17 protein-coding genes and 1 pseudogene are annotated in these 20,856 nt (G+C 70.7%); 11 read left to right on the top strand and 7 right to left on the bottom strand.

Features of this window, described 5'->3' with window-relative positions; translation table 11 throughout:
• Positions 1-46 precede the first annotated feature (46 nt).
• From I6J71_RS39450 to I6J71_RS39430, 5 genes are all read left to right on the top strand, one after another.
• Entirely contained in the window at positions 47-1,915 is a 1,869-nt protein-coding gene (locus I6J71_RS39450) for a methylmalonyl-CoA mutase subunit beta (RefSeq protein ID WP_204091515.1), read from the top strand.
• 82 nt (positions 1,916-1,997) lie between these two features.
• On the top strand, positions 1,998-4,166 hold the full coding sequence (scpA, locus tag I6J71_RS39445; protein ID WP_204091514.1) for a methylmalonyl-CoA mutase: 2,169 nt from the start codon (positions 1,998-2,000) through the stop codon (positions 4,164-4,166).
• 3 nt (positions 4,167-4,169) lie between these two features.
• The gene (meaB, locus tag I6J71_RS39440; RefSeq protein WP_204091513.1) at positions 4,170-5,174 is read left to right on the top strand and encodes a methylmalonyl Co-A mutase-associated GTPase MeaB; all 1,005 of its coding nucleotides are present in this window, start codon (positions 4,170-4,172) and stop codon (positions 5,172-5,174) included.
• A 244-nt stretch (positions 5,175-5,418) separates the two neighbouring features.
• On the top strand, positions 5,419-5,739 hold the full coding sequence (locus I6J71_RS39435; protein WP_204091512.1) for a hypothetical protein: 321 nt from the start codon (positions 5,419-5,421) through the stop codon (positions 5,737-5,739).
• Between the two features lie 203 nt (positions 5,740-5,942).
• The gene (locus I6J71_RS39430; RefSeq protein ID WP_204091511.1) at positions 5,943-7,244 is read left to right on the top strand and encodes an amidohydrolase; all 1,302 of its coding nucleotides are present in this window, start codon (positions 5,943-5,945) and stop codon (positions 7,242-7,244) included.
• 463 nt (positions 7,245-7,707) lie between these two features.
• Here I6J71_RS39430 and I6J71_RS39425 read toward each other — a convergent pair whose 3' ends face one another.
• Positions 7,708-8,160: a gamma-glutamylcyclotransferase gene (locus tag I6J71_RS39425; protein WP_204091510.1), complete on the bottom strand. Its 453-nt coding sequence runs from the start codon at positions 8,158-8,160 to the stop codon at positions 7,708-7,710.
• Positions 8,161-8,300: 140 nt separating this feature from the next.
• On the opposite strand from I6J71_RS39425, the gene I6J71_RS39420 reads away from it, so the two are divergent.
• The 5 genes from I6J71_RS39420 to I6J71_RS39400 all read left to right on the top strand — a co-directional run bounded on the left by I6J71_RS39420 (position 8,301) and on the right by I6J71_RS39400 (position 12,647).
• Positions 8,301-9,704: an NAD(P)H-quinone dehydrogenase gene (locus I6J71_RS39420; protein ID WP_204091509.1), complete on the top strand. Its 1,404-nt coding sequence runs from the start codon at positions 8,301-8,303 to the stop codon at positions 9,702-9,704.
• Between the two features lie 84 nt (positions 9,705-9,788).
• Positions 9,789-10,259, top strand: coding sequence for a hypothetical protein (locus I6J71_RS39415; RefSeq protein WP_204091508.1), 471 nt, complete (start codon positions 9,789-9,791; stop codon positions 10,257-10,259).
• Between the two features lie 543 nt (positions 10,260-10,802).
• Complete coding sequence (locus I6J71_RS39410) at positions 10,803-11,072, top strand: hypothetical protein (protein WP_204091507.1); 270 nt, start codon at positions 10,803-10,805, stop codon at positions 11,070-11,072.
• A 93-nt stretch (positions 11,073-11,165) separates the two neighbouring features.
• Positions 11,166-11,762, top strand: a complete 597-nt coding sequence (locus tag I6J71_RS39405; protein ID WP_204091506.1) for a class F sortase — start codon at positions 11,166-11,168, stop codon at positions 11,760-11,762.
• Positions 11,763-11,849: 87 nt separating this feature from the next.
• On the top strand, positions 11,850-12,647 hold the full coding sequence (locus I6J71_RS39400) for a VOC family protein (RefSeq protein ID WP_204091505.1): 798 nt from the start codon (positions 11,850-11,852) through the stop codon (positions 12,645-12,647).
• Positions 12,648-12,886: 239 nt separating this feature from the next.
• On the opposite strand, the gene I6J71_RS39395 is transcribed toward I6J71_RS39400, so the two are convergent.
• The 3 genes from I6J71_RS39395 to I6J71_RS39385 form a co-directional block, all read right to left on the bottom strand.
• Entirely contained in the window at positions 12,887-13,663 is a 777-nt protein-coding gene (locus tag I6J71_RS39395; RefSeq protein WP_204091504.1) for a polysaccharide lyase family 7 protein, read from the bottom strand.
• Positions 13,664-13,903: 240 nt separating this feature from the next.
• Positions 13,904-15,412 (bottom strand): glycerol kinase GlpK, encoded by a 1,509-nt coding sequence (gene glpK / locus I6J71_RS39390; RefSeq protein ID WP_204091503.1) that lies wholly within the window; start codon positions 15,410-15,412, stop codon positions 13,904-13,906.
• Positions 15,413-15,461: 49 nt separating this feature from the next.
• On the bottom strand, positions 15,462-16,409 hold the full coding sequence (locus I6J71_RS39385; protein WP_204091502.1) for an MIP/aquaporin family protein: 948 nt from the start codon (positions 16,407-16,409) through the stop codon (positions 15,462-15,464).
• A 154-nt stretch (positions 16,410-16,563) separates the two neighbouring features.
• Between I6J71_RS39385 and I6J71_RS39380 the strand changes: the two genes are divergently transcribed.
• Positions 16,564-18,276, top strand: a complete 1,713-nt coding sequence (locus I6J71_RS39380) for a glycerol-3-phosphate dehydrogenase/oxidase (protein WP_204091501.1) — start codon at positions 16,564-16,566, stop codon at positions 18,274-18,276.
• Between the two features lie 40 nt (positions 18,277-18,316).
• Here I6J71_RS39380 and I6J71_RS39375 read toward each other — a convergent pair whose 3' ends face one another.
• The 3 genes and pseudogenes from I6J71_RS39375 to I6J71_RS39365 form a co-directional block, all read right to left on the bottom strand.
• Positions 18,317-18,847, bottom strand: a complete 531-nt coding sequence (locus I6J71_RS39375) for a GNAT family N-acetyltransferase (protein ID WP_204091500.1) — start codon at positions 18,845-18,847, stop codon at positions 18,317-18,319.
• 193 nt (positions 18,848-19,040) lie between these two features.
• Positions 19,041-19,654: pseudogene (locus tag I6J71_RS39370) on the bottom strand (response regulator); the annotation flags it as partial.
• On the bottom strand, positions 19,651-20,724 hold the full coding sequence (locus tag I6J71_RS39365; protein ID WP_204091499.1) for a sensor histidine kinase: 1,074 nt from the start codon (positions 20,722-20,724) through the stop codon (positions 19,651-19,653). The pseudogene I6J71_RS39370 and the gene I6J71_RS39365, both read right to left, overlap by 4 nt.
• Between the last annotated feature and the right edge of the window lie 132 nt (positions 20,725-20,856).

Here is a 20,856-nt window from a genome sequence, read left to right as displayed (position 1 = left end):
CGGAGTCACAGGTGGCGGCACTGGCGTGGCTCTACCATCCATGGGTATGACGAACACGGCTGGTCCGGAATCGGTGCCGATCTCCGAACCCGAGCTCGCGCTGGCGGCGGAGTTCCCGGCCGCTGACCGGGCCCGGTGGCAGGAGCTCGTGGCGGGGGTGCTGCGCAAGAGCGGCCGCCTGCCCGAGGACTTCACGGGCGCGCCCGAGAGCAAGCTCGTCACCCACACGTACGACGGTTTCGACATCCAGCCGCTCTACACCGCCGCCGACGCGGCCGGCGAGCTCGGTTTCCCCGGCCTGCCGCCGTTCGTGCGCGGCGGGCGGCCCGAAGGCGTGATCGGCACCGGGTGGGACGTGCGCGTGCGCCACGACCGCGCCGACGCGAAGGCCGCCAACACCGCGATCCTCGCCGACCTCGAAGGCGGCGCGACGTCCGTCTGGCTGCGCGTCGGCGAAGGCGCGCTGCGGCCCGAAGCGCTGGCCGACGCGCTCAACGAGGTCTACCTCGACCTCGCGCCCGTCGTCCTCGACGCGGGCGCCGGTTACGAAGCCGCGGCCACCGCGCTGCTGGAAGTTCTGGCAGAGCGCGAAATTCCGTCCAGTGAGGCGCGCGCGGTGCTCGGCGCGGACCCGGTCGGCGTCCGCGCGCGCACGGGTGTGGCGCTGCCCGTCGCCCCGGCCGCCGAGCTGGCCGCGCGCGTCGCCGCGAAGTACCCGAAGGTGCGCACGCTCGTCGCGGACGGCCTGCCGTTCCACGAGGCTGGTGGGTCGGACGCGCAGGAGCTGGGTGCGGCGATCGCCGTCGGCGTCGCGTACCTGCGGGCGCTGGTCGAAGCCGGTCTGGACGTCGCCGCCGCGGCCGCGCAGCTGGAGTTCCGCCTGGCCGCGACGGCCGACCAGTTCACGACCATCGCCAAGTTCCGCGCCGCGCGCCGGCTGTGGGACCGCGTGCTCGAAGTTTCCGGTGCGCCCGCCGGCGTGCGTGGTATGCACCAGCACGCCGTGACTTCGCCCGCGATGCTGACGCAGCGCGATCCGTGGGTGAACATGCTGCGCACCACCGTCGCGTGCTTCGCCGCGGGCGTCGGCGGCGCGGACGCGGTGACCGTGCTGCCGTTCGACGCCGCGATCGGCGTGCCCGACGCGTTCGCCGCGCGCATCGCCCGCAACACCAACGCGATCCTGCTCGAGGAGTCGAAGCTCGGCAGCGTGATCGACCCGGCGGGCGGCTCCTGGTACGTCGAGCAGCTGACCGACGAGCTGGCCAAGGCTGCGTGGGCCGAGTTCACCGCGATCGACGGCGCGGGTGGCGTCGAAGCCGAGCTGGCTTCGGGTGCGCTCGCCGCGCGGCTGGCCCAGACCTGGGACAAGCGCGCGAAGCGCCTGGCCACGCGGCGCGACCCGATCACGGGTGTGAGCGAGTTCCCGAACCTGGCCGAGAAGCCGGTGGCGCGCGAACCCGTCGAACAGTCCACTTCGGAAGGTGGCCTGCCGCGCCACCGCTACGCCGAAGCCTTCGAGAAGCTGCGCGACGCCTCCGACGCGTACCTGGCGGAACACGGCGAACGGCCGAAGGTCTTCCTCGCCACGCTCGGCCCGGTCGCCGCGCACACCACGCGCGCGGGCTTCGCCGCGAACCTGTTCCAGGCCGGTGGCCTCGAAGCCGTGAACCCGGGCGCCACCGACGACCTGCCCGGCGCGTTCCGCGAGAGCGGCGCGCGCATCGCGTGCCTGTGCGGCACCGACGCCGCGTACGAGGAGCAGGCGGCCCAGGTGGCCGGCGCCCTCGGCGCCGAAACCGTGCTGCTCGCGGGCAAGGCGAGCTACCCGGGCGTGAGCGGCAACGTCTATGCGGGCTGCGACGCCCTCGAAGTCCTGACCGGCATCCACGCACAGCTGGGAGTGTCCGCATGAGCGCAGCTTGCAAGCGAATCATCGATATTCCTGCCGGCGCCTCCGGGCCAGCCCGCGGGCAACTCCTCGTGGAGGCGGCGGCATGAGCATCCCGAACTTCGCCGACGTCCCGCTCGGCACTCCCGAGGCGGGGGACCGCGCCGCGTGGGCGCAAGCCGTGCAGGACGCCACCGGCAAGGGGCCCGACGCACTGGCGTGGGAGACGCCGGAGGGCATCGGCATCAAGCCCGTGTACACCGCCGCGGACCTGTCCGCTGTGGACTTCCTCGGCACCTACCCGGGCATCGCACCGTTCCTGCGCGGGCCGTACCCCACGATGTACGTGAACCAGCCCTGGACGATCCGCCAGTACGCGGGGTTCTCCACCGCCGATGAGTCCAACGCCTTCTACCGCCGCAACCTCGCGGCCGGCCAGAAGGGCCTGTCGGTGGCGTTCGACCTGGCCACCCACCGCGGCTACGACTCCGACCACCCGCGCGTGTCCGGCGACGTCGGCATGGCGGGCGTGGCGATCGACTCGATCTACGACATGCGCCGGCTCTTCGACGGCATCCCGCTCGACAAGATGAGCGTGTCGATGACGATGAACGGCGCCGTGCTGCCGGTGCTCGCGCTGTACGTGGTTGCGGCGGAGGAGCAGGGGGTGAAGCCGGAGCAGCTCGCGGGGACCATCCAGAACGACATTCTCAAGGAGTTCATGGTCCGCAACACCTACATCTACCCGCCGCAGCCGTCGATGCGGATCATTTCGGACATCTTCGCGTTCACCTCGCAGCACATGCCGAAGTACAACTCGATCTCCATCTCCGGCTACCACATGCAGGAAGCCGGGGCGACCGCCGATCTGGAGCTGGCGTACACGCTGGCCGACGGCGTCGAGTACCTCCGCGCGGGCGTCGACGCGGGACTGGGCGTGGACAAGTTCGCGCCGCGGCTGTCGTTCTTCTGGGCCATCGGCATGAACTTCTTCATGGAGGTCGCGAAGCTGCGCGCGGCGCGGCTGCTGTGGGCGAAGCTGGTGAAGCAGTTCGACCCGAAGAACGAGAAGTCCCTTTCACTGCGCACGCACTCGCAGACGTCGGGCTGGTCGCTGACCGCGCAGGACGTCTACAACAACGTCACGCGCACCTGCGTCGAGGCGATGGCCGCGACGCAGGGGCACACGCAGTCGCTGCACACCAACGCGCTCGACGAGGCGCTGGCGCTGCCCACGGACTTCTCCGCGCGCATCGCCCGCAACACCCAGCTGCTGCTGCAGCAGGAGTCCGGCACCACGCGCGTGATCGACCCGTGGGGCGGCAGCGCGTTCGTGGAGAAGCTGACCTACGACCTGGCGCGCAAGGCGTGGGCGCACATCACGGAGGTCGAGAGCGCGGGCGGCATGGCGCGCGCGATCGATCAGGGCATCCCGAAGCTGCGCATCGAGGAGGCCGCCGCGCGCACGCAGGCGCGCATCGACTCCGGCCGCCAGCCGGTGATCGGCGTGAACAAGTACCGCGTGACCGACGACGAGCAGATCGACGTGCTCAAGGTCGACAACGCGGGCGTGCGCGCGCAACAGCTCGAAAAGCTGAGCCGGCTGCGCGCCGAGCGCGACGGACAGGCGACCGAGGACGCGTTGCGCCGGCTGACCGAAGGTGCCCAGAACGGCGGGAACCTGCTCGCGCTGGCCATCGACGCGGCGCGCGCGAAGGCCACGGTCGGCGAGATCTCCGACGCGCTGGAGAAGATCTGGGGCCGCCACTCCGGGCAGATCCGCACGATCTCCGGCGTGTACCGGGAAGAGGTGGGGAAGTCGGACAACGTCGAGAAGGCGCGTGCGCTCGTCGAGAAGTTCGCCGAGGACGAAGGGCGCCGGCCGCGCATCCTGATCGCCAAGATGGGCCAGGACGGCCACGACCGCGGCCAGAAGGTGATCGCCACCGGCTTCGCCGACCTGGGCTTCGACGTCGACGTCGGCCCGCTGTTCTCCACGCCGGGTGAGGTCGCGCGGCAGGCTTCGGAGGCCGACGTGCACGTGATCGGCGTGTCGTCGCTGGCCGCCGGGCACCTGTCGCTCGTGCCGGCGCTGCGCCATGAGCTGGCGGAGCTGGGCCGGTCGGACATCATGGTCGTGGTGGGCGGCGTCATCCCGCCGCAGGACTACGACGAGCTGCGCGCCGCCGGTGCGGCCGCGATCTTCGGCCCGGGCACGGTCATCGCCGACGCCGCGATCGGCCTGCTCGAGCAGCTCGTGCACCAGGAGTCCTGAGCCTTGCCGCGCAAGATCGACGTCGCCGCCTACGCGAAGGGGGTGCTCGCGGGCGACCGCGGCACCCTGTCGAAGGCGATCACGCTGGTCGAGTCGCACCGGGCCGACCACCGGGCCCAGGCGCAGGAACTGCTGGTCGAGCTGCTGCCGCACGCCGGTGGCGCCCAGCGCGTCGGCATCACAGGGGTGCCCGGAGTCGGTAAGTCGACGTTCATCGACCAGCTGGGCACGGACCTGACGACGGCGGGCCACCGCGTCGCCGTGCTCGCCGTGGACCCGTCGTCGACCCGCACGGGCGGCTCCATCCTCGGCGACAAGACCCGCATGGCTCGGCTGGCCGTGGACGAGCGCGCGTTCATCCGCCCGTCGCCCACGTCGGGGACGCTGGGCGGCGTCGCGCGGGCGACGCGCGAGACGATCGTGCTGATGGAGGCGGCCGGCTTCGACGTCGTGCTGGTGGAGACCGTGGGCGTCGGGCAGTCCGAGGTCACGGTGGCCAACATGGTGGACTGCTTCCTCCTCCTGACGCTCGCCCGCACCGGCGACCAGCTGCAGGGCATCAAGAAGGGTGTGCTGGAGCTGGCGGACGTCATCGCCGTCAACAAGGCCGACGGACCGCACGCGCGCGACGCCGCGCGCGCGGCCCGCGAGCTGTCGGGCGCCCTGCGGATGATCTACGGCAAGGACGCGCCGTGGACGCCGCCGGTGCTGACGTGCAGCGCACTGGAGGCCGTCGGCCTCGACCAAGTGTGGTCGGAGATCGAACGGCACCGCGCCCTCATGCAGGAATCGGGGGAGCTCTCGGCCCGCCGCCGGCAGCAGCAGGTGGACTGGACGTGGGCCATGGTCCGCGAACAGCTCCTCGACCGGCTGACCGCCCACCCGTCCGTGCGGGCTCAGGTGGCCGACGTCGAACGCGCGGTCCGCGAGGGTTCCCTGACCGCGACGCTGGGCGCCGAGCGGATCCTCACGGCGTTCTCGGAACCGGCGGAACCGACCGACGGCTGACCGCCCACCGTGCCGGCGAGCTACCGACGGTTGACCGCTCACCCCGTTCGGCTGACGAACGGTCCCCGAAGTGACTTTGGTCTGACCTCATGACCGCTCCACGCTCAGTTACGACCGGTCACCGTGTGAAGGTGCGATCGGCGGGCGTTGTAGCGGGGCGAGCGGGACGTGAAACACCGCGTGGCGGCTGACGGGGCGGGGGTTCGGCGGGCAGAATGCTGGCCAGTGCCGTAGAAGGGATGTCATGGCGAAGGTGCGGGGACTGCTGCTGGCCGGCCTGCTGGGAATGCTGCTGCTGTGGGCGGCGCCGGCGCAGGCGGCCGTCGTCGAAACGGCCGGGGCGCCCGCTGCGGCGCAGGTCGCGGGGGTGATCGCGCCCGCGGAGGCGCTGCTCCCGGCGCCGCGGCAGACGCAACCCGGGCCGGTGCTCGACCCGACGCAGACGGACAAGGCCAACGCCGAGAAGAGCCGCAACAAGCTGATCGCGGGCGGGATCGCCGTCGTGCTGCTGGCCATCGTGTTCTTCGGCCGCCGGGCGCGTTCAAAGCGCAACAAGGGCGACTGAGCGGGTACCGTTCACCCTGGCTGAAGTCACCACGGCCGTTCAACGCAGATCCGGTACCGGCCGTCTCGGGTCCCGGTCCGCGGCGAGCGGGTTGCCACCTGCATGGTGCACGATCATCTGCAAATGCGTACGACAGATCGAACGGCACGTTGCGTGACCCCCTGCGCTGCTCGGGCCACCCGTGTTGCGGGAGGAGGTGCGGCGTGACGGTGCTGGATTCACGACCGGACGTTCCCGGCGACCCCGACGGTCGCCTCGCCAACCCGATCGAGGCGCCTGCCTCGCTGATCACCGAAGCCGGCGTCAGCATGGCTCCTGTGGAGGATCTCGGTGCGGGCCGCGGCCCGTTCTGGCTGGACGATTGGCTGCGCGCCAATGCCACCGACGTGCTGGCGTGGCGCCGGCACATCCACGCCCACCCGGAGCTGTCGCGGCACGAGTTCGCGACGACGGAGCTGGTCGTGTCGGTGCTGCGCACCGTCGGCCTCAAGCCATGGGTACTGCCCGGCGGCACGGGCGTGGTGTGCGACATCGGCCAGGGTGAGCGCTGCGTCGCGCTGCGGGCCGACATGGACGCCCTGCCGCTCACGGAGGACACGGGTCTCCCGTACGCCTCGACCACGGAGGGCGCGGCCCACATGTGCGGGCACGACGCCCACACCGCGATCCTGCTGGGCGCCGCCCGCGCGCTGGCCGGCGCGCCGGAGCTGCCCGGCCGCGTGCGGCTCATCTTCCAGCCCGCCGAGGAGGTCATGCCTGGCGGCGCGCTGGACATGATCGCGGCGGGCGCTCTCGAGGGCGTCGAGCGGATCTACGGCCTCCACTGCGACCCGCGGCTGGAGGTCGGCAAGGTCGGCATGCGCGTGGGCGCCCTGACGTCGGCCGCGGACCTCATCGAGCTGCGCCTGACCTCACCCGGTGGCCACACGTCGCGGCCGCACCTCACCGCGGACCTGGTGTACGCGCTGGGCACGGTCATCACGTCGCTGCCGTCGGTGCTGTCGCGCCGCATCGATCCGCGCTCCGGCACGGTCCTGGTGTGGGGCGCCGTGCACGCCGGCCAGGCCGCCAACGCCGTGCCCCAGGACGGCGTCCTGCGCGGCACGCTGCGCACGGCCGACCATGAGGTCTGGAAGTCCCTCGAACCGCTGGTCGCGGCGTCCGTCGAATCGCTGCTGGCCCCGACCGGGGTCGGCTTCTCCCTCGACTACCGCCGCGGGGTGCCCCCGGTCGTTTCCGACCCGGAGTCGACAGCGCTTATGCGCGCCGGCGTCGAGGCCGCTGTCGGCGAAGCGGGCCTGGCCGCCACGGAGCAGTCCTCGGGCGGCGAGGACTTCGGCTGGTACCTCGAGCACGTGCCGGGTGGCTTCGCGCGCCTCGGCGTCTGGCCCGGCCCGCCCGCGGCCCAGGCGGACATCCACCGCGCGACCTTCACGCTCGACGAGCGGGCTCTGCTGGTCGGCGTCCGGACCCTGGTGCACACGGCGCTGGCGACGCTCGCTTGAGCCAGGTGCGCCGGGAGCGTCCGGCGCACCCACGGCTGCGCGCCGGAGGCCGGTCAGACCATCCCATCCCGCCTGAGTTATCCACAGGTTCTCATGCGCTGTGGACAACTCAGGCGGGTGGTTTTCGACCCTGCGAAGCAGGTCCGAGCGTCGATTCACCCGGTCTTGTTACCCCGGGCTGAAGCGTGGGCTGGATTATTCACCCGCGGTGAGCACGAGGTCATTTCCCCACTGGGTCCGGCGCCGAAAATAACGCCGTTTTGCCTTGCGTCCCAACGGTTTTCGTATGCCTATAAGCACGTTCGACAAGTCGCGTACCAGGGCAGAACAAAACGTCTCACGCGGTAATACGTGAACCGCTGTCAGCGCTTTACCAAACGATGCTGAACTTCGTTCACGTTCCCCTGGTGGACGGGCGGATCCGCGGAGTTGTCCACAGGGCGCGAGGCATCTGTGGGTAAGTTCAGCCGGTGATGCCGGAGCAGGGGCGGGTGCGCAGGTCGTCCACGTAGTCGGCCGGGGCGCCCGCCGCTTCGGCCGCGTCCGCCAGCACGCCGAGGTAGCGCGCGGAGGGGAGCCCGCCCTCGTAGGCGTCGAGGACGTACAGCCAGGCCAGCACGGACCCGTCCATGGTCTGGACGCGCAGGCGGATCTTGGTGTGGATGCCGAGCTCGCCGCCTTCCCAGCGGTCGAGGCCGGTCTCGTCCAGGGGGGTCACGTCGTAGAGCACGACGAACACGCGTGAGCCCGCGTCTTCGACGATCGTGGCCAGGGCGCCTTCCCAGCCGAGGTCCTCGCCGCCGAAGGTCAGGCGCCAGCCCTCCAGCCAGCCAGTGCCGGCCATCGGTGAGTGCGGAGCGCGCTCCAGCATCTGGGCGGGCTCCATGTTCGATCCGTAAGCGGCATACAACGGCACTCGGACAGCCTAGCGACCTCTCGCCGCACGAGCGGATGCACATGCCCACTCCGGGGACAAAGCCCGTCAGTGAATTCCGCCGGACTCCCGCCGCGTACCGTTGGACCCACCGGCCACAGGCGTATCGAGGAGGACCTCAGGTGACCAGGATCGTGATCATGGGCGGGGGCCCGGCGGGTTACGAAGCCGCCTTGGTCGCCGCGCAGCATGGCGCCGACGTGACGATCGTCGAACGCGACGGCCTCGGCGGTGCGTGTGTCCTCTACGACTGCGTCCCCTCGAAGACGTTCATCGCCTCCTCCGGCGCGCTGGCCAAGATGCACGACCTCGGTGAGCTGGGCATCAACACGGACCTCGCCGACACGAGCGTCGACCTGCCAACCGTCCACGGCCGCGTGAAGGGCCTCGCGCTCGCGCAGTCGGCCGACATCCGCGCACGGGTGCAGCGCGAGGGCGTGCGCGTGATCAACGGCACAGCCCGCTTCTGCGACGACGAGCCGGGCCTGGCCACCCACAAGGTCGCCGTCGCCCACGTCGACGGCACCACGGAAGCGCTGCAGGCCGACGTCGTCCTCATCTCCACCGGCGCCACCCCGCGCGTGCTGCCCGGCGCCGTGCCCGACGGCGAGCGCATCCTCGACTGGCGCCAGCTCTACGACCTCACCGAGCTGCCCGAGCACCTGGCCGTGATCGGCTCGGGGGTCACGGGCGCGGAGTTCGCCTCCGCGTACACCGAGATGGGCGTGAAGGTCACCGTGGTGTCCAGCCGCGACCGCGTGCTTCCCCACGAGGACGCCGACGCCGCCGCGGTGCTCGAGGAGGTTTTCTCGCAGCGCGGCACCACCGTCGCGAAGCACGCGCGCGCCGAGCGGGTGGAGCGCACCGAGAAGGGCGTGGCGGTCCACCTGACCGACGGCCGCGTGATCGAGGCCAGCCACGCGCTGATGACCGTCGGGTCCATTCCGAACACCTCCGACATCGGGCTCGACCGCGTGGGCATCGAGCCCGGCCCCGGCGGGTTCATCACCGTCGACCGCGTTTCACGCACGACCGTCCCCGGCGTCTACGCGGCGGGTGACTGCACCGGCGTGCTGATGCTCGCGTCCGTGGCCAGCATGCAGGGCCGCATCGCGATGTGGCACGCGCTGGGTGAGGGCGTCGCGCCGATCAAGCTGAAAACCGTGGCCGCCAACGTGTTCACGCACCCGGAGATCGCGACGGTGGGCATCAGCCAGCACGCCATCGACTCCGGCGAGGTGCCCGCGCGCACGATCATGCTGCCGCTGGCCACCAACGCGCGCGCCAAGATGGAGGGCCTGCGCCGCGGTTTCGTGAAGCTCTTCTGCCGCCCCGCCACCGGTGTGGTGGTCGGCGGGGTCGTAGTGGCGCCATCCGCGAGCGAGCTGATCCTGCCGATCGCGCTCGCGGTGCAGAACCAGCTGACGGTGGACCACCTGGCGCTGACGTTCTCGGTGTACCCGTCGCTGAGCGGCTCGATCACCGAAGCGGGCCGGCAGCTCATGCGGCACGACGATCTGGACTGATTTTCCCTTTCCGCGCAACCCGGTGCGGTGCGCCGCGTCTTGTGCGGTGACAGGCTGATGGCGACGCGGGACAAGGGGCCGAGGGTGCGCAAGAGGGCGGTTTTCGTTGCGGCGGTGGCGATCGGGACGGTCGCGGTGGCCGGTCAAGCGGTGGCGGCGACCGGCGGCCCGGCCGCCGCGCCGGCGCAGCCGGCCCCGGCCGTGACCGTTCAGCTGAACCAGGACACGGCGGTGCTGCACGGCATGGTCGACAAGTACCAGCGCGGCGAAGCGAACGTCGCGCTCGCCGACTGTCCGGGCGCCAAGGCCGGTTCGACCACGTTCAGCTCGCCCGTGTTGACGTTCGCCAGCTACGACTTCGGCCCGTTCATCGGCGTCCAGGCGACGGTGAGCGCCCGCGCCGAACTGGCGCCGGGCACGGCTGCGGGCGCGTACCCGCTCACGGTGTCGTGCGGCGGGAAGACCTACAGCACCACGTTCTCCGTGCCCGCAGCCCAAGTGGCCGAAGTGCCCTCGGGCGCGGCGAAAGCCGGGGACGGAAGCCTCGCCGAATAGCGCCGGCGAACACGATCATGATTACAAGCCGCGGGAATCGTTCCCGGCGGCTTTTTCGTGTGCGAGTGAGCGAGCTCCCGCTGTGTCTCGATCGTTACCTCGCCGGTGCCCTGCGCAGGCTTGGTGGCGCGCTCATCGGGACCGCGGAGACGGGGCGCACGCGGGGGCTGTGGGAGCGCCGTCTCCGCCGCACCGTCCGAACGGTCCCCGCGTGCGCCGCATGGCGTCCATCGGCTACTGCGCCGGCCGTTCACTGCGGGCGTTGGATTCCGAATCGGGCCGGGTCCTGTGCACGCCCCAGCCTTCGCTGGACATGCCTTCGCCGGACAAGCCCCCGCCCTCCCAAGGGGGGCGTCCCCGCGTCCATTCTATCGGCCAGCCCCGACAAATTCGGCGAGATGCGCAGGTGGTGGCCGAACTGTCCACAACTGCCCGGGGACTGTGGACCAGGTCGGGCAGGAGTGGACATCGGTGCTGGATTCGGGTAAGCGCTGAGCCGTCGGTGGCTGTCCGGAGGGCCCCGGGCACCAGGCGCTGGGCCACGTGAACAAGAGCTCGAAGCCGTACGCGGTCAGGTTCGTCTGCGGTGAGGTGAAGGCCACGCAAAGCTTCACGGTGCTGCCGCCCAAGGCCGCAGTCGCGGCGCCGGCGAAGCAGGTCTCGAAGGTGCCGGGTGGGGGCGCCGCAGACGGGTGGCACGGACGGTCCCGTCGACGACTCGTCGTCCGGGCCCGGGCCGGCCGCGGGTGCGATGGCGTCCTCGCCGCGGGCGGGGCCAGGGCCGTGCTGGTGCGGCGGCGCGTGCGCGGCTGACGGGAACCGCCGGAGGGGCTCGGCGGTCCCTCCGGCGACCGCGGTCCGTCACCTGGTTGGGTGGAGGCCACCCCGGGACTCGAAGGGGGAGTCGTGATCAGGAAGACGCTCGCCGTGGGGGCGCTCGCCGCTGCGGCGGTACTCGGGGGTTGTGCCACGCCGGCGGACGTTGCGCAGTCCGCGCCGCCGCACTCCGTGGTGCTGCCGGCGCCGGCGTCGAGCGCGATGCCGAAGTCGAAGCCGGTTTCGCTGGACATCCCGAAGATCGGTGCGCACTCGACGCTCATGCCGCTGGGGCTCAATGCCGATCACACCGTGCAGGTGCCGCCGGTCAGCACTCCGTTGCAGGCCGGCTGGTACGAGTATTCGCCGACGCCGGGTGAGCGCGGGCCCGCCGTGGTGCTCGGGCACGTTGACGGCAACAAACAGAAGGGGATCTTCTACCGCCTCAAGGAACTGGCGCCGGGCGACGATGTGTCCGTGGCCCGGGCGGACGGCACCACGGCGCGGTTCGAGGTGACCAAGGTGGACCAGGTGCCGAAGGACGTGTTCCCGAGCGACGCGGTCTACGGCGACACGTCGGACGCAGAGCTGCGGTTGATCACGTGCGGTGGCGCGTTCGACCGGTCGGCCCACAACTACCTGGACAACGTGATCGTTTACGCGCGGCTCGTCGCGGACGGTCACTGATCGCGGCCCCTTCGTGGTAGTTCGCGGTTTTGTCGGTGGCCGGTGCAAGACTGTGACCGCTGACACAACCGACGATGGGGAGCGCAGATGTTGTTCCGCGACGAACGCTGGCCCGATGGCACGCCGTGCTGGGTCGACCTGATGGTGCCCGACCGCACCGCGGCAGCGCAGTTCTACCAGTCGCTGCTGGGCTGGGACATCCAGTTCGGCGGCGCCGAAACCGGGTTCTACGGGATGGCGCAGCTGGCCGGGCGGCCGGTGGCCGGGGTGGGGGAGACCCCGCCTGGACAGAAGGGCATGCCGGCCGTGTGGACCACGTACCTCGGCGTGTCCGATGTGGACAAAGCGGTGGCCGCGATCATCGAGGCGGGCGGCCGGATCGTGGCGCCGCCGATGGACGTCATGGAGGAAGGCCGCATGGCCATCGCCACCGACCCGACGGGCGCCGCCTTCGGCCTGTGGCAGGCCGGCCGCCACTTCGGCACCCAGGTCACCCTGGCGCCCGGCGCGCTGGCGTGGAACGAGTGCATGTCCCGCGACTACGCCACCGCGAAGGCCTTCTACGGCGACGTCTTCGGCTACTCCTTCGGCGATATGTCCAACGAGGAGTTCACCTACGCCACGCTGGACGTCGACGGCCGCCCGGTCGGCGGCCTCGGCCAAGCCACCGGCACCGACTACGAGCCCGGCTGGATGCTCTACTTCTGGACCGCCGACGCCGACGCGGCCGCCGCCCGCATCCCCGAACTGGGCGGCACGGTCGTCTCGGCCCCCGTCGACACGCCCTTCGGCCGCATGCTCATGGCGAAGGACAACCAGGGCGCCGGCTTCCAGCTGATGGCACCCAACGAACAGTCGGGCACGCAGGAGGGCTGGGGCGCCTGAGACGGAGCCGGTTTCGGCCACCAGGAATCCGGGGTGCAGGCATGGCTTCCCGCCCGGCTGGACACGCGTCGGCCGGCCGGGCGGGCCGGCACGGACCCGGTGAGCAGACACCTCTCGGCGGCAAGCCCATGGCGTGGTGACCTCACCGAGGGAAGCAGCCACCCCCCCACCCCGCATCCCGATACGAAGCCTTCCTGACGCTCGGGCTTCGGGATGCTGCCCCGTCTGAAATTCACATTTCAGCCGTGCGAAACAGCCAACGAATAGAAGTGCACCCGAGCCCCCACCGTCGAACTGCTCCCGCTCGACTGGTCGTAATCCCCGGCCTTGAAGTACATCGGATAACTCTTGAACGACGACGGCATCGGGAACGACGACGTCTTCCCGTTCACCGTCACCCCGATCGTGTTCCCGCCGGTGAGGCTGATCGTGTAAGACCATTTCGTGTTCAACGGCACGTTGGCGAGGGAATGCTGCGTCTGCCCGCCGCTGGGTGAGTTCTCGATTCCGGCCTTGATGTCACCGTTGCTGTAGTAGTACAGCTCCACCAGTGGCTTCGTCGAACCGCTGCCTTCGGCGAGGTGGATCTGGCCGACGCAGACGTGGTCGGGGACCTCGGTGACCTTCACGCTCGCGGTCAGCTTGTGCGTGCCGGACACGGCCCAGGCGGCGGCCTTGCCCGAGGACGTCATCTCGCGCAGTTCGGAGCGCGAGTAGCTGGAGTTCGGGGTGGTGACACCGTTTTCGGGGTCCCAGAAGGTCATGGAACCGTCGCCGGAGTCGGTGTAGAAGTACTTGTCCGTGTAACCGCCCTCGAGACGCGACGGGGAGATCGTGGTGGGGCTGCCGGGGGAACCCGTGGGTTCCTGCAGTTCCCACACCGAGAGGTCGAAGTTCGACCCGGGCGGCGCACCGGGTTCCAGCGCGGCCGCCGCGGACGCCGGCACGCCTTGGCAGACAGCTGTTCCCAGCGCGACCGAGCAGGCGACAGCCCGCGCCACACGAATGGTGGGCATGGTTCTCCAGTTTGGGGACGGAGGAGGTTCTGGCGAGCACAGTGTGTGTGGTCTGAACCAAGAAGGTCAAGACCTCGGCGACGATTTTCGAGTCAACCCACGGAAAGTGTCACATGAGTGAACATCCATTCACGATACTGAATGTAAAACCGACATTACTCCGAAACCCCGCACCATTGTTCGGAAATGCGAACGGCCCCGCCCGGAGTGTCCGAGCGGGGCCGAACCGGAAAACCGGGCTCAGTCGGTGACCCAGTCGAAGGTCTTCGTCACCGCCTTCTTCCAGTTGCGGTACTCGGCCTCGCGGCGGGCCTCGTCCATGTTCGGATCCCACTGCTTGTCCTGCGCCCAGTTGGTGCGGATGTCTTCCTCGGACTTCCAGAACCCGACGGCCAGGCCGGCGGCGTAGGCGGCGCCCAGTGCCGTGGTCTCGGCCACCACCGGCCGGATCACCGGCACACCGAGGATGTCCGCCTGGAACTGCATGAGCAGCTCGTTCACGACCATGCCGCCGTCGACCTTCAGCGACTTCAGCGGCACGCCGGAGTCGGCGTTCATCGCGTCGATGACCTCACGCGACTGGAACGCCGTCGCCTCGAGCACCGCGCGGGCCAGGTGTCCCTTGTTGACGAACCGCGTCAGGCCCACGATCGCGCCACGGGCGTCGGAGCGCCAGTAGGGCGCGAACAGACCCGAGAACGCCGGCACGAAGTACGCACCGCCGTTGTCCTCGACCTGGCGGGCGTGCTCTTCGATCTCCGCGGCCGACGAGATCATGCCCAGGTTGTCGCGCAGCCACTGCACGAGTGAACCCGTGACGGCGATCGAGCCTTCGAGCGCGTACACCGTGTCGTTGGAGCCGATCTTGTAGCAGACGGTGGTCAGGAGGCCGTTCTCCGACATCACCTTCTCCGTGCCGGTGTTCAGCAGCACGAAGTTGCCGGTGCCGTAGGTGTTCTTGGCCTCGCCCGGGGACAGGCACGCCTGCCCGAACGTCGCGGCCTGCTGGTCGCCCAGGATGCCCGCGATGGGCACGTCCGCGAGCGCGCCCTTCTCCCGGACCTTGCCGTACACCTCCGACGACGAGCGGATCTCGGGCAGCATCGACACCGGGATGCCCATGTCCGAGGCGATCCCCTCGTCCCAGTGCAGCGTGTCGAGGTCCATGAGCAGGGTGCGCGACGCGTTGGTCGGGTCGGTGACGTGCACGCCGCCGTCGGCGCCGCCTGTCACGTTCCACAGCACCCAGGTGTCCATGTTCCCGAACAGCAGGTCACCGGCCTCGGCCTTGGCGCGGGCGCCGTCGACGTTGTCGAGGATCCACTTGATCTTCGGGCCGGAGAAGTACGTCGCTAGCGGGAGGCCGGTTTTCGCGCGGTAGCGCTCCTGCCCACCGCCGAGCGCGCCGAGGTCGGCGATGATCCGGTCGGTGCGCGTGTCCTGCCAGACGATCGCGTTGTACACCGGCTTGCCGGTGTTCTTGTCCCACACCAGCGTCGTCTCGCGCTGGTTGGTGATGCCGACGGCGACGACGTCGCGCGTGTGCAGATCCGCCTTCGCGAGCGCACCCGCGGCGACCGCGCGGGTGTTCTCCCAGATCTCTTCGGCGTTGTGCTCGACCCAGCCGGCCTTCGGGAAGATCTGCTCGTGCTCGCGCTGGTCCGAGGCCACGACGCGGCCCGAATGGTCGAAGATCATGCATCGCGTCGACGTGGTGCCCTGATCGATGGCGGCGACGTAAGAGGTCATGGTCATCCCCTCGCTCTGGCGAAATACGCCGAAACGGTGATCTTGCGGTTCATTCCGCGGCCGTCCGCTGGCTCTCCGCCGACTCCCGTTCCGGGACCCGGCCCGGCTCCGGCAGGAATTCACCCGCCTTTTCGCGGGCCGTGAGGACCTGGCCGACGAGCAGGTCGTAGATCAGGATGCCGACCACGCCACCGATGAGCGGACCGGCAATCGGGATCCACCAGTAGTTGCTGAACCAGGCTCCGTTGCCGGGGAACGCCTTGTTCCCCCACCCTTCGAACAGGGTCATCAGCCTCGGTCCGAGGTCACGCGCCGGGTTGATGGCGTAACCCGCGTTGGTCCCGTAGGAAAGCCCGATCCCCACCACCACGAAGCCGATCAGGAACGGCCCCGTGTTGCTCTGGGGTGCGTTGTTCCGGGAGTCGATCAAACCGGCGATGAGCCCGACGAGGATCGCCGTACCGACGATCTGGTCGAGCAGCGGTCCCCACACCCCGCCGCCGAAGTACTCCGCCGGGAAGGTCGCGAAGATGGAGAACGTGGCCAATGAGTCCGGTCGGGACAGTGGTGGGGTCTGCGTGGCGTTGAAGACGTTGATGGCGTCGTGGTACACCGCGTAGACCACCGCGGCCCCGGCCAGTGCGCCGACGACCTGGGCGAACCAGTACGGCACCACCTTCGCCCACTCGAACTTCCGCCGGACGGCGAACGCCAGCGTGACGGCCGGGTTCAGGTGCGCGCCGCTGACGCCGGCGGACACGTAGACCGCGAACATCACGGCGAAGCCCCAGCCGAAGGCGATGATCAGCCAGTTACCCGCACCGAACGCGACTGACTGCCGACCGGAACCGGGCAAGCCCACCACTGCGACCGCGACCGAGCCGCAGCCGAGCAGGATGATGATGGCGGTCCCCAGGAACTCGGCGAGCATCTCGCCGCCGATGTTCGAGCGCAACCGGCTCAAGGCGGTTGACCTTTGAGAGTTTTGTTCGCTCATCGCTGCCCCTCTCAATTCGACGCTTCCTTGCGCCGAGATCTACCATGCTGCGCCGCCTCGCCGGAACGGACAAGTTTCCGGCCGGGCGGACCGCTCGGTCCTCGTGCGATGCTGGGGGTGTGCACAACAGCGAGTCGCAAGGAGGGCAGCCGCTGTGACGGAAGCGAAACTGGGGCCGGCGGCGCGTGAGGAAGCCTGGGAGCGCCTCGGCAAGGAGACTTTCGACCTGGTCGTCATCGGCGGCGGCGTCGTGGGCGCCGGGACCGCGCTCGACGCGTCGACACGTGGCCTGCGCGTCGCGCTCATCGAGGCCCGTGACCTGGCGTCCGGCACGTCGAGCCGGTCGAGCAAACTCTTCCACGGCGGGCTTCGCTACCTGGAGCAGCTCGAGTTCGGGCTCGTGCGCGAAGCGCTCCACGAGCGAGAGCTGATGCTGACCACGATCGCGCCGCACCTGGTCAAACCGGTGAGCTTCCTGTACCCGCTGACCCACCGGGTCTGGGAACGCCCGTACACCGCGACGGGCCTGCTGATGTACGACACGATGGGCGGCGCGCGGTCCGTGCCCGGGCAGAAGCACCTCACCCGTGCGGGTGCATTGCGGATGGTGCCCGCGTTGAAAAGGTCGGCGCTCATCGGGGGCATCCGGTACTACGACGCCCAGTCCGACGACGCCCGCCACACCATGACCGTCGCCCGCACCGCTGCGCACTACGGCGCGGTCGTGCGGATGTCGACGCAGGTGGTCGGGTTCCTGCGCGAGGCCGACCGCATCTCGGGCGTGCGCGTGCGCGACGTGGAGGACGGGCGTGAGACGGAGGTCCAGGCCGGTGCGGTGATCAACTGCACAGGCGTGTGGACCGACGAGCTGCAGCGCCTGTCCGGCGGGCGCGGCCGGTTCCGGGTGCGCGCGAGCAAGGGTGTGCACATCGTGGTGCCGCGTGACCGGATCGTTTCGGAATCGGGACTGATCCTGCGCACTGAAAAATCCGTCCTGTTCGTCGTCCCGTGGCGCAACCACTGGATCGTCGGGACCACTGACACCGACTGGCACCTCGACCTGGCCCACCCGGCCGCGACGAAGCACGACATCGACTACCTCCTCGAGCACGTGAACTCGGTGCTCGCGACGCCGCTCACGCACGACGACATCGAAGGCGTGTACGCGGGCCTGCGCCCGCTGCTGGCGGGCGAGAGCGAGGAGACGTCGAAGCTCTCGCGCGAGCACGCCGTCGCACGGGTGGCGCCGGGTCTGGTCGCGATCGCGGGCGGCAAGTACACGACGTACCGCGTGATGGCGGCCGACGCCGTCGACGCCGCCGTGGTCGACCTGCCCGGCCGGCCGCCGTCGTCCATCACGGACAAGGTGCCGCTGCTCGGCGCCGACGGTTACCACGCGCTGGTCAACCAGGCCGACCACCTGGCCGCGGAGCACGGGCTGCACCCGTACCGCGTGCGGCACCTGCTCGACCGCTACGGCTCGCTCGTCCACGAGGTCCTCGCGCTGGCCGACGGCAAGCCGGAGCTGCTCAAGCCGATCGAGTCGGCGCCCGACTACCTCGGTGTCGAGGTCGTGTACGCCGCGAGCCACGAAGGCGCGCTGCACCTGGAGGACGTGCTCGCCCGGCGCACGCGCATCTCGATCGAGTACGCCCACCGCGGCGTCGACTGCGCCGACCAGGTCGCGCGGCTGGTCGGTGAGGTGCTGGGCTGGTCGGCCGAGACGATCAAGCGCGAAGTGGATGTCTACACCGCACGCGTGGAGGCCGAGCGCGAGTCGCAGTCGCAGCCGACGGACGAGTCGGCCGACGCGCTGCGGGCGGCCGCGCCGGAGGCCCGCTCCGGGATCATCGAGCCGGTCAGCTGAATTTTTCAGGGCGCCCCGGGGCCCGGCCCCGGGGCGCCCGTCACGCCTTGCGGACCCAGCGGATCAACGGCTCGCCGGTCGGCGCCGGGGCCCGCTCGGCCCCGACGTGCGTGAACCCGCACCGCGCGGCGACCGACGCGGAGACCGCGTTGCTCTCCTCGTGGCGGTAGCTGATCTCTCGCAGGCCGAGGCCGCCGAAGCCGTAGCGCAGGGCCGCGGCGAGCGCCGTGCTCGCGATGCCCCGGCCGCGCTCGGTGGGGTGTGTCCAGACCGACGCCTCGGCCAGGCCGAACGTGAAGTCCAGGTCACGCAGCCCGACCTCACCGAGCAGCCGCCCCGTCGTCGGCTCCGCGACGGCCCACGAGCAGCGCTCGTCGCCCGCCCACTGCGCCGCCCGCAGCGCGATGTACTCGGTGGCTTCGTCGACGTTGCGCAGCCGGTAGTTCAGCACGTACCGCCGGTGATCCGGATCCGCGAACGCCTCCATCAACGCGGCCCGGTCGTCGAGGTGCCGGTCCGCGCGCAGCTGGCGCAGGTAGTACGCGCCCGCGTTGATCTCCACGGGTTCCACGTCACGAGGGTAACCAGGCGGCGCCCGTCAGCGCTGCCGGATGACGGGCACACCACCCTCGCCGTGCGGCCCGTCGCTGCGGCAGCTGTCGGCGCGATGACCCGGGTACCGGCGTGGCCGGGACCGTCACGAGGGGAGCCGTTGCCGGCCAACAGGAATACGCCGGTGTTCTCGAGAAGCCGGATGAAGGACAGAGCAACCCGCGCCGGTAGGTCTCCGCGATGGCGGCCGCCCGGTCGGGCACGCCGAGCTTGGCGTAGACGTGCAGCAGGTGCTTTTGATGCTCGCCTCGCTGATGAACAGCTGGTTCGGCGCCGCGCGGTTGGTGGCGCCGCCGGCGACGAGGCGCAGGACGTCGAGCTCGCGGGGCGTCAGCATGCCCGGGGCGGGGCGGCGCAGCGGCGCCATCAGCCGCGCGGCGACGCTGGGTGCGAGCACCGGCTCGCCGCGCGCGGCGGCGCGGACGGCGTGCTGCAGGTCGGCGACCGGGGCATCCTTGAGGAGGTAACCGGTGGCGCCGGCTTCGATCGCGGGCAGGACGTCGGCGTCGGAGTCGTAGGTGGTGAGGACCAGGACGCGGCCGGGTATGTGCTCGGCCGTCAGCCGCCGGATCGCGCCGACGCCGGTCGAGTTCGGGCATGCGCAGGTCCATCAGCACGACGTCCGGCCGGTGACGGGCGACGAAGGCCAGCGCTTCGGTCCCGGTGGCCGCTTCGCCGACGACTTCGATGTCGCCGCAGCCGGTGAACGCACCGCGCAGGCCGTCGCGGACGACGGGTGGTCGTCGGTCAGCAGGACGCGGATCACCGGTCCGCCCCGCTCACGGCGATCGCGGGGAGCTGCACGTTGACCGCCGTGCCGTCGCCGGGCGCGGATTCGAGCGTGAGCGTCCCGGCGACCCGCCGCACGCGCTGGCGCATCGCCTCCAGGCCGAAGCCCGTGCCGTCACCGCGAGCCGGCGAGGCGGGGTCGAAGCCGGCACCGTCGTCGCGGACGTCGAGGAGCACCACGCCGCCGGCGTAGGTGAGCGTGAGGGCGATGCGGCTCGCTCGGGCGTGCTTTTCCGCGTTGGCCAACGCTTCCTGCGCCATCCGGTACAGCGTCACCTCCAGCTCCGGCAGCAGCGGCACCGGTTCGCCGGTGGTCTCCGCCGTCACCGCGACGCCGGAGGTGTCCGTGACGCGCCGGGCGAGATCCGCCAGCGCGCCGGGCAGGTGCGAGTCGGCGAGCGGTTCCGGGCGCAGGGCCTGCACGGCCCGGTGGGCTTCCGTGAGACTGTCCTTGGCGAGCGCATGGACCTGCCCGAGGTGGCGCTGCCGGGAGTCCTCCGATGACGCGCGGTCGGCGGCCTGCAGCTGCGTGACGATGCCGGTGAGGCCCTGCGCGAGCGTGTCGTGGATTTCGCGGGCCATGCGCCGGCGCTCGTCGTGGACGCCGGCCTCGCGCACCTGCGTGAGCAGCTGCGCGTGGAGCGCGGCGCTCTCCTCGAGCGCGGTTTCGAGGCGCGCGTTGGCTTCGGCCAGCGCGGCGTTGGTGCGGCGGCGCTTCTCGTTCTCCGCCCCGACGAACCACGCGGCGTACAGCACCGGCCCGGAGACCGACACCACGAACACCCAGGCCGGCGTCGGCCTGTGCGTGCCCCAGATCTCCTTGGCCAGCAAGGGAATCGCCGCTGTCGCGGTGACGGCGAAGATGCTCCAGCGCGCGGGGAAGAGCACGAACGCGAGGGGGTAGCCGATCGACGTGAACGCGTCGACGAGCGTCGCCGGCGCCGCACCCACGGCGAGCAGGCCGGCGAAGTACCCGACAGCGAGCCACGGATGCCGGCCCCGTCGCGGGAACAGCGGCACGAGCAGCACCAGCCACGCGGCCGTCACCGCGGCGACGACCAGCGTGTTCCGCCACCGCGCGGGGCTGCCGTGGGCGGATCACGCCGCCCAGATCGTGCACGCGACGAGCGCCGCCAGCCCGATCGCGGCGAACCGCGGCCCCGACAGCCGTTCCGCGCG

Source organism: Amycolatopsis sp. FDAARGOS 1241 (genome assembly GCF_016889705.1).
Classification (GTDB): Bacteria; Actinomycetota; Actinomycetes; order Mycobacteriales; family Pseudonocardiaceae; genus Amycolatopsis.
Note: the sequence above shows the minus strand (reverse complement) of the source record. Positions and strands in the feature narration are given on the sequence as shown.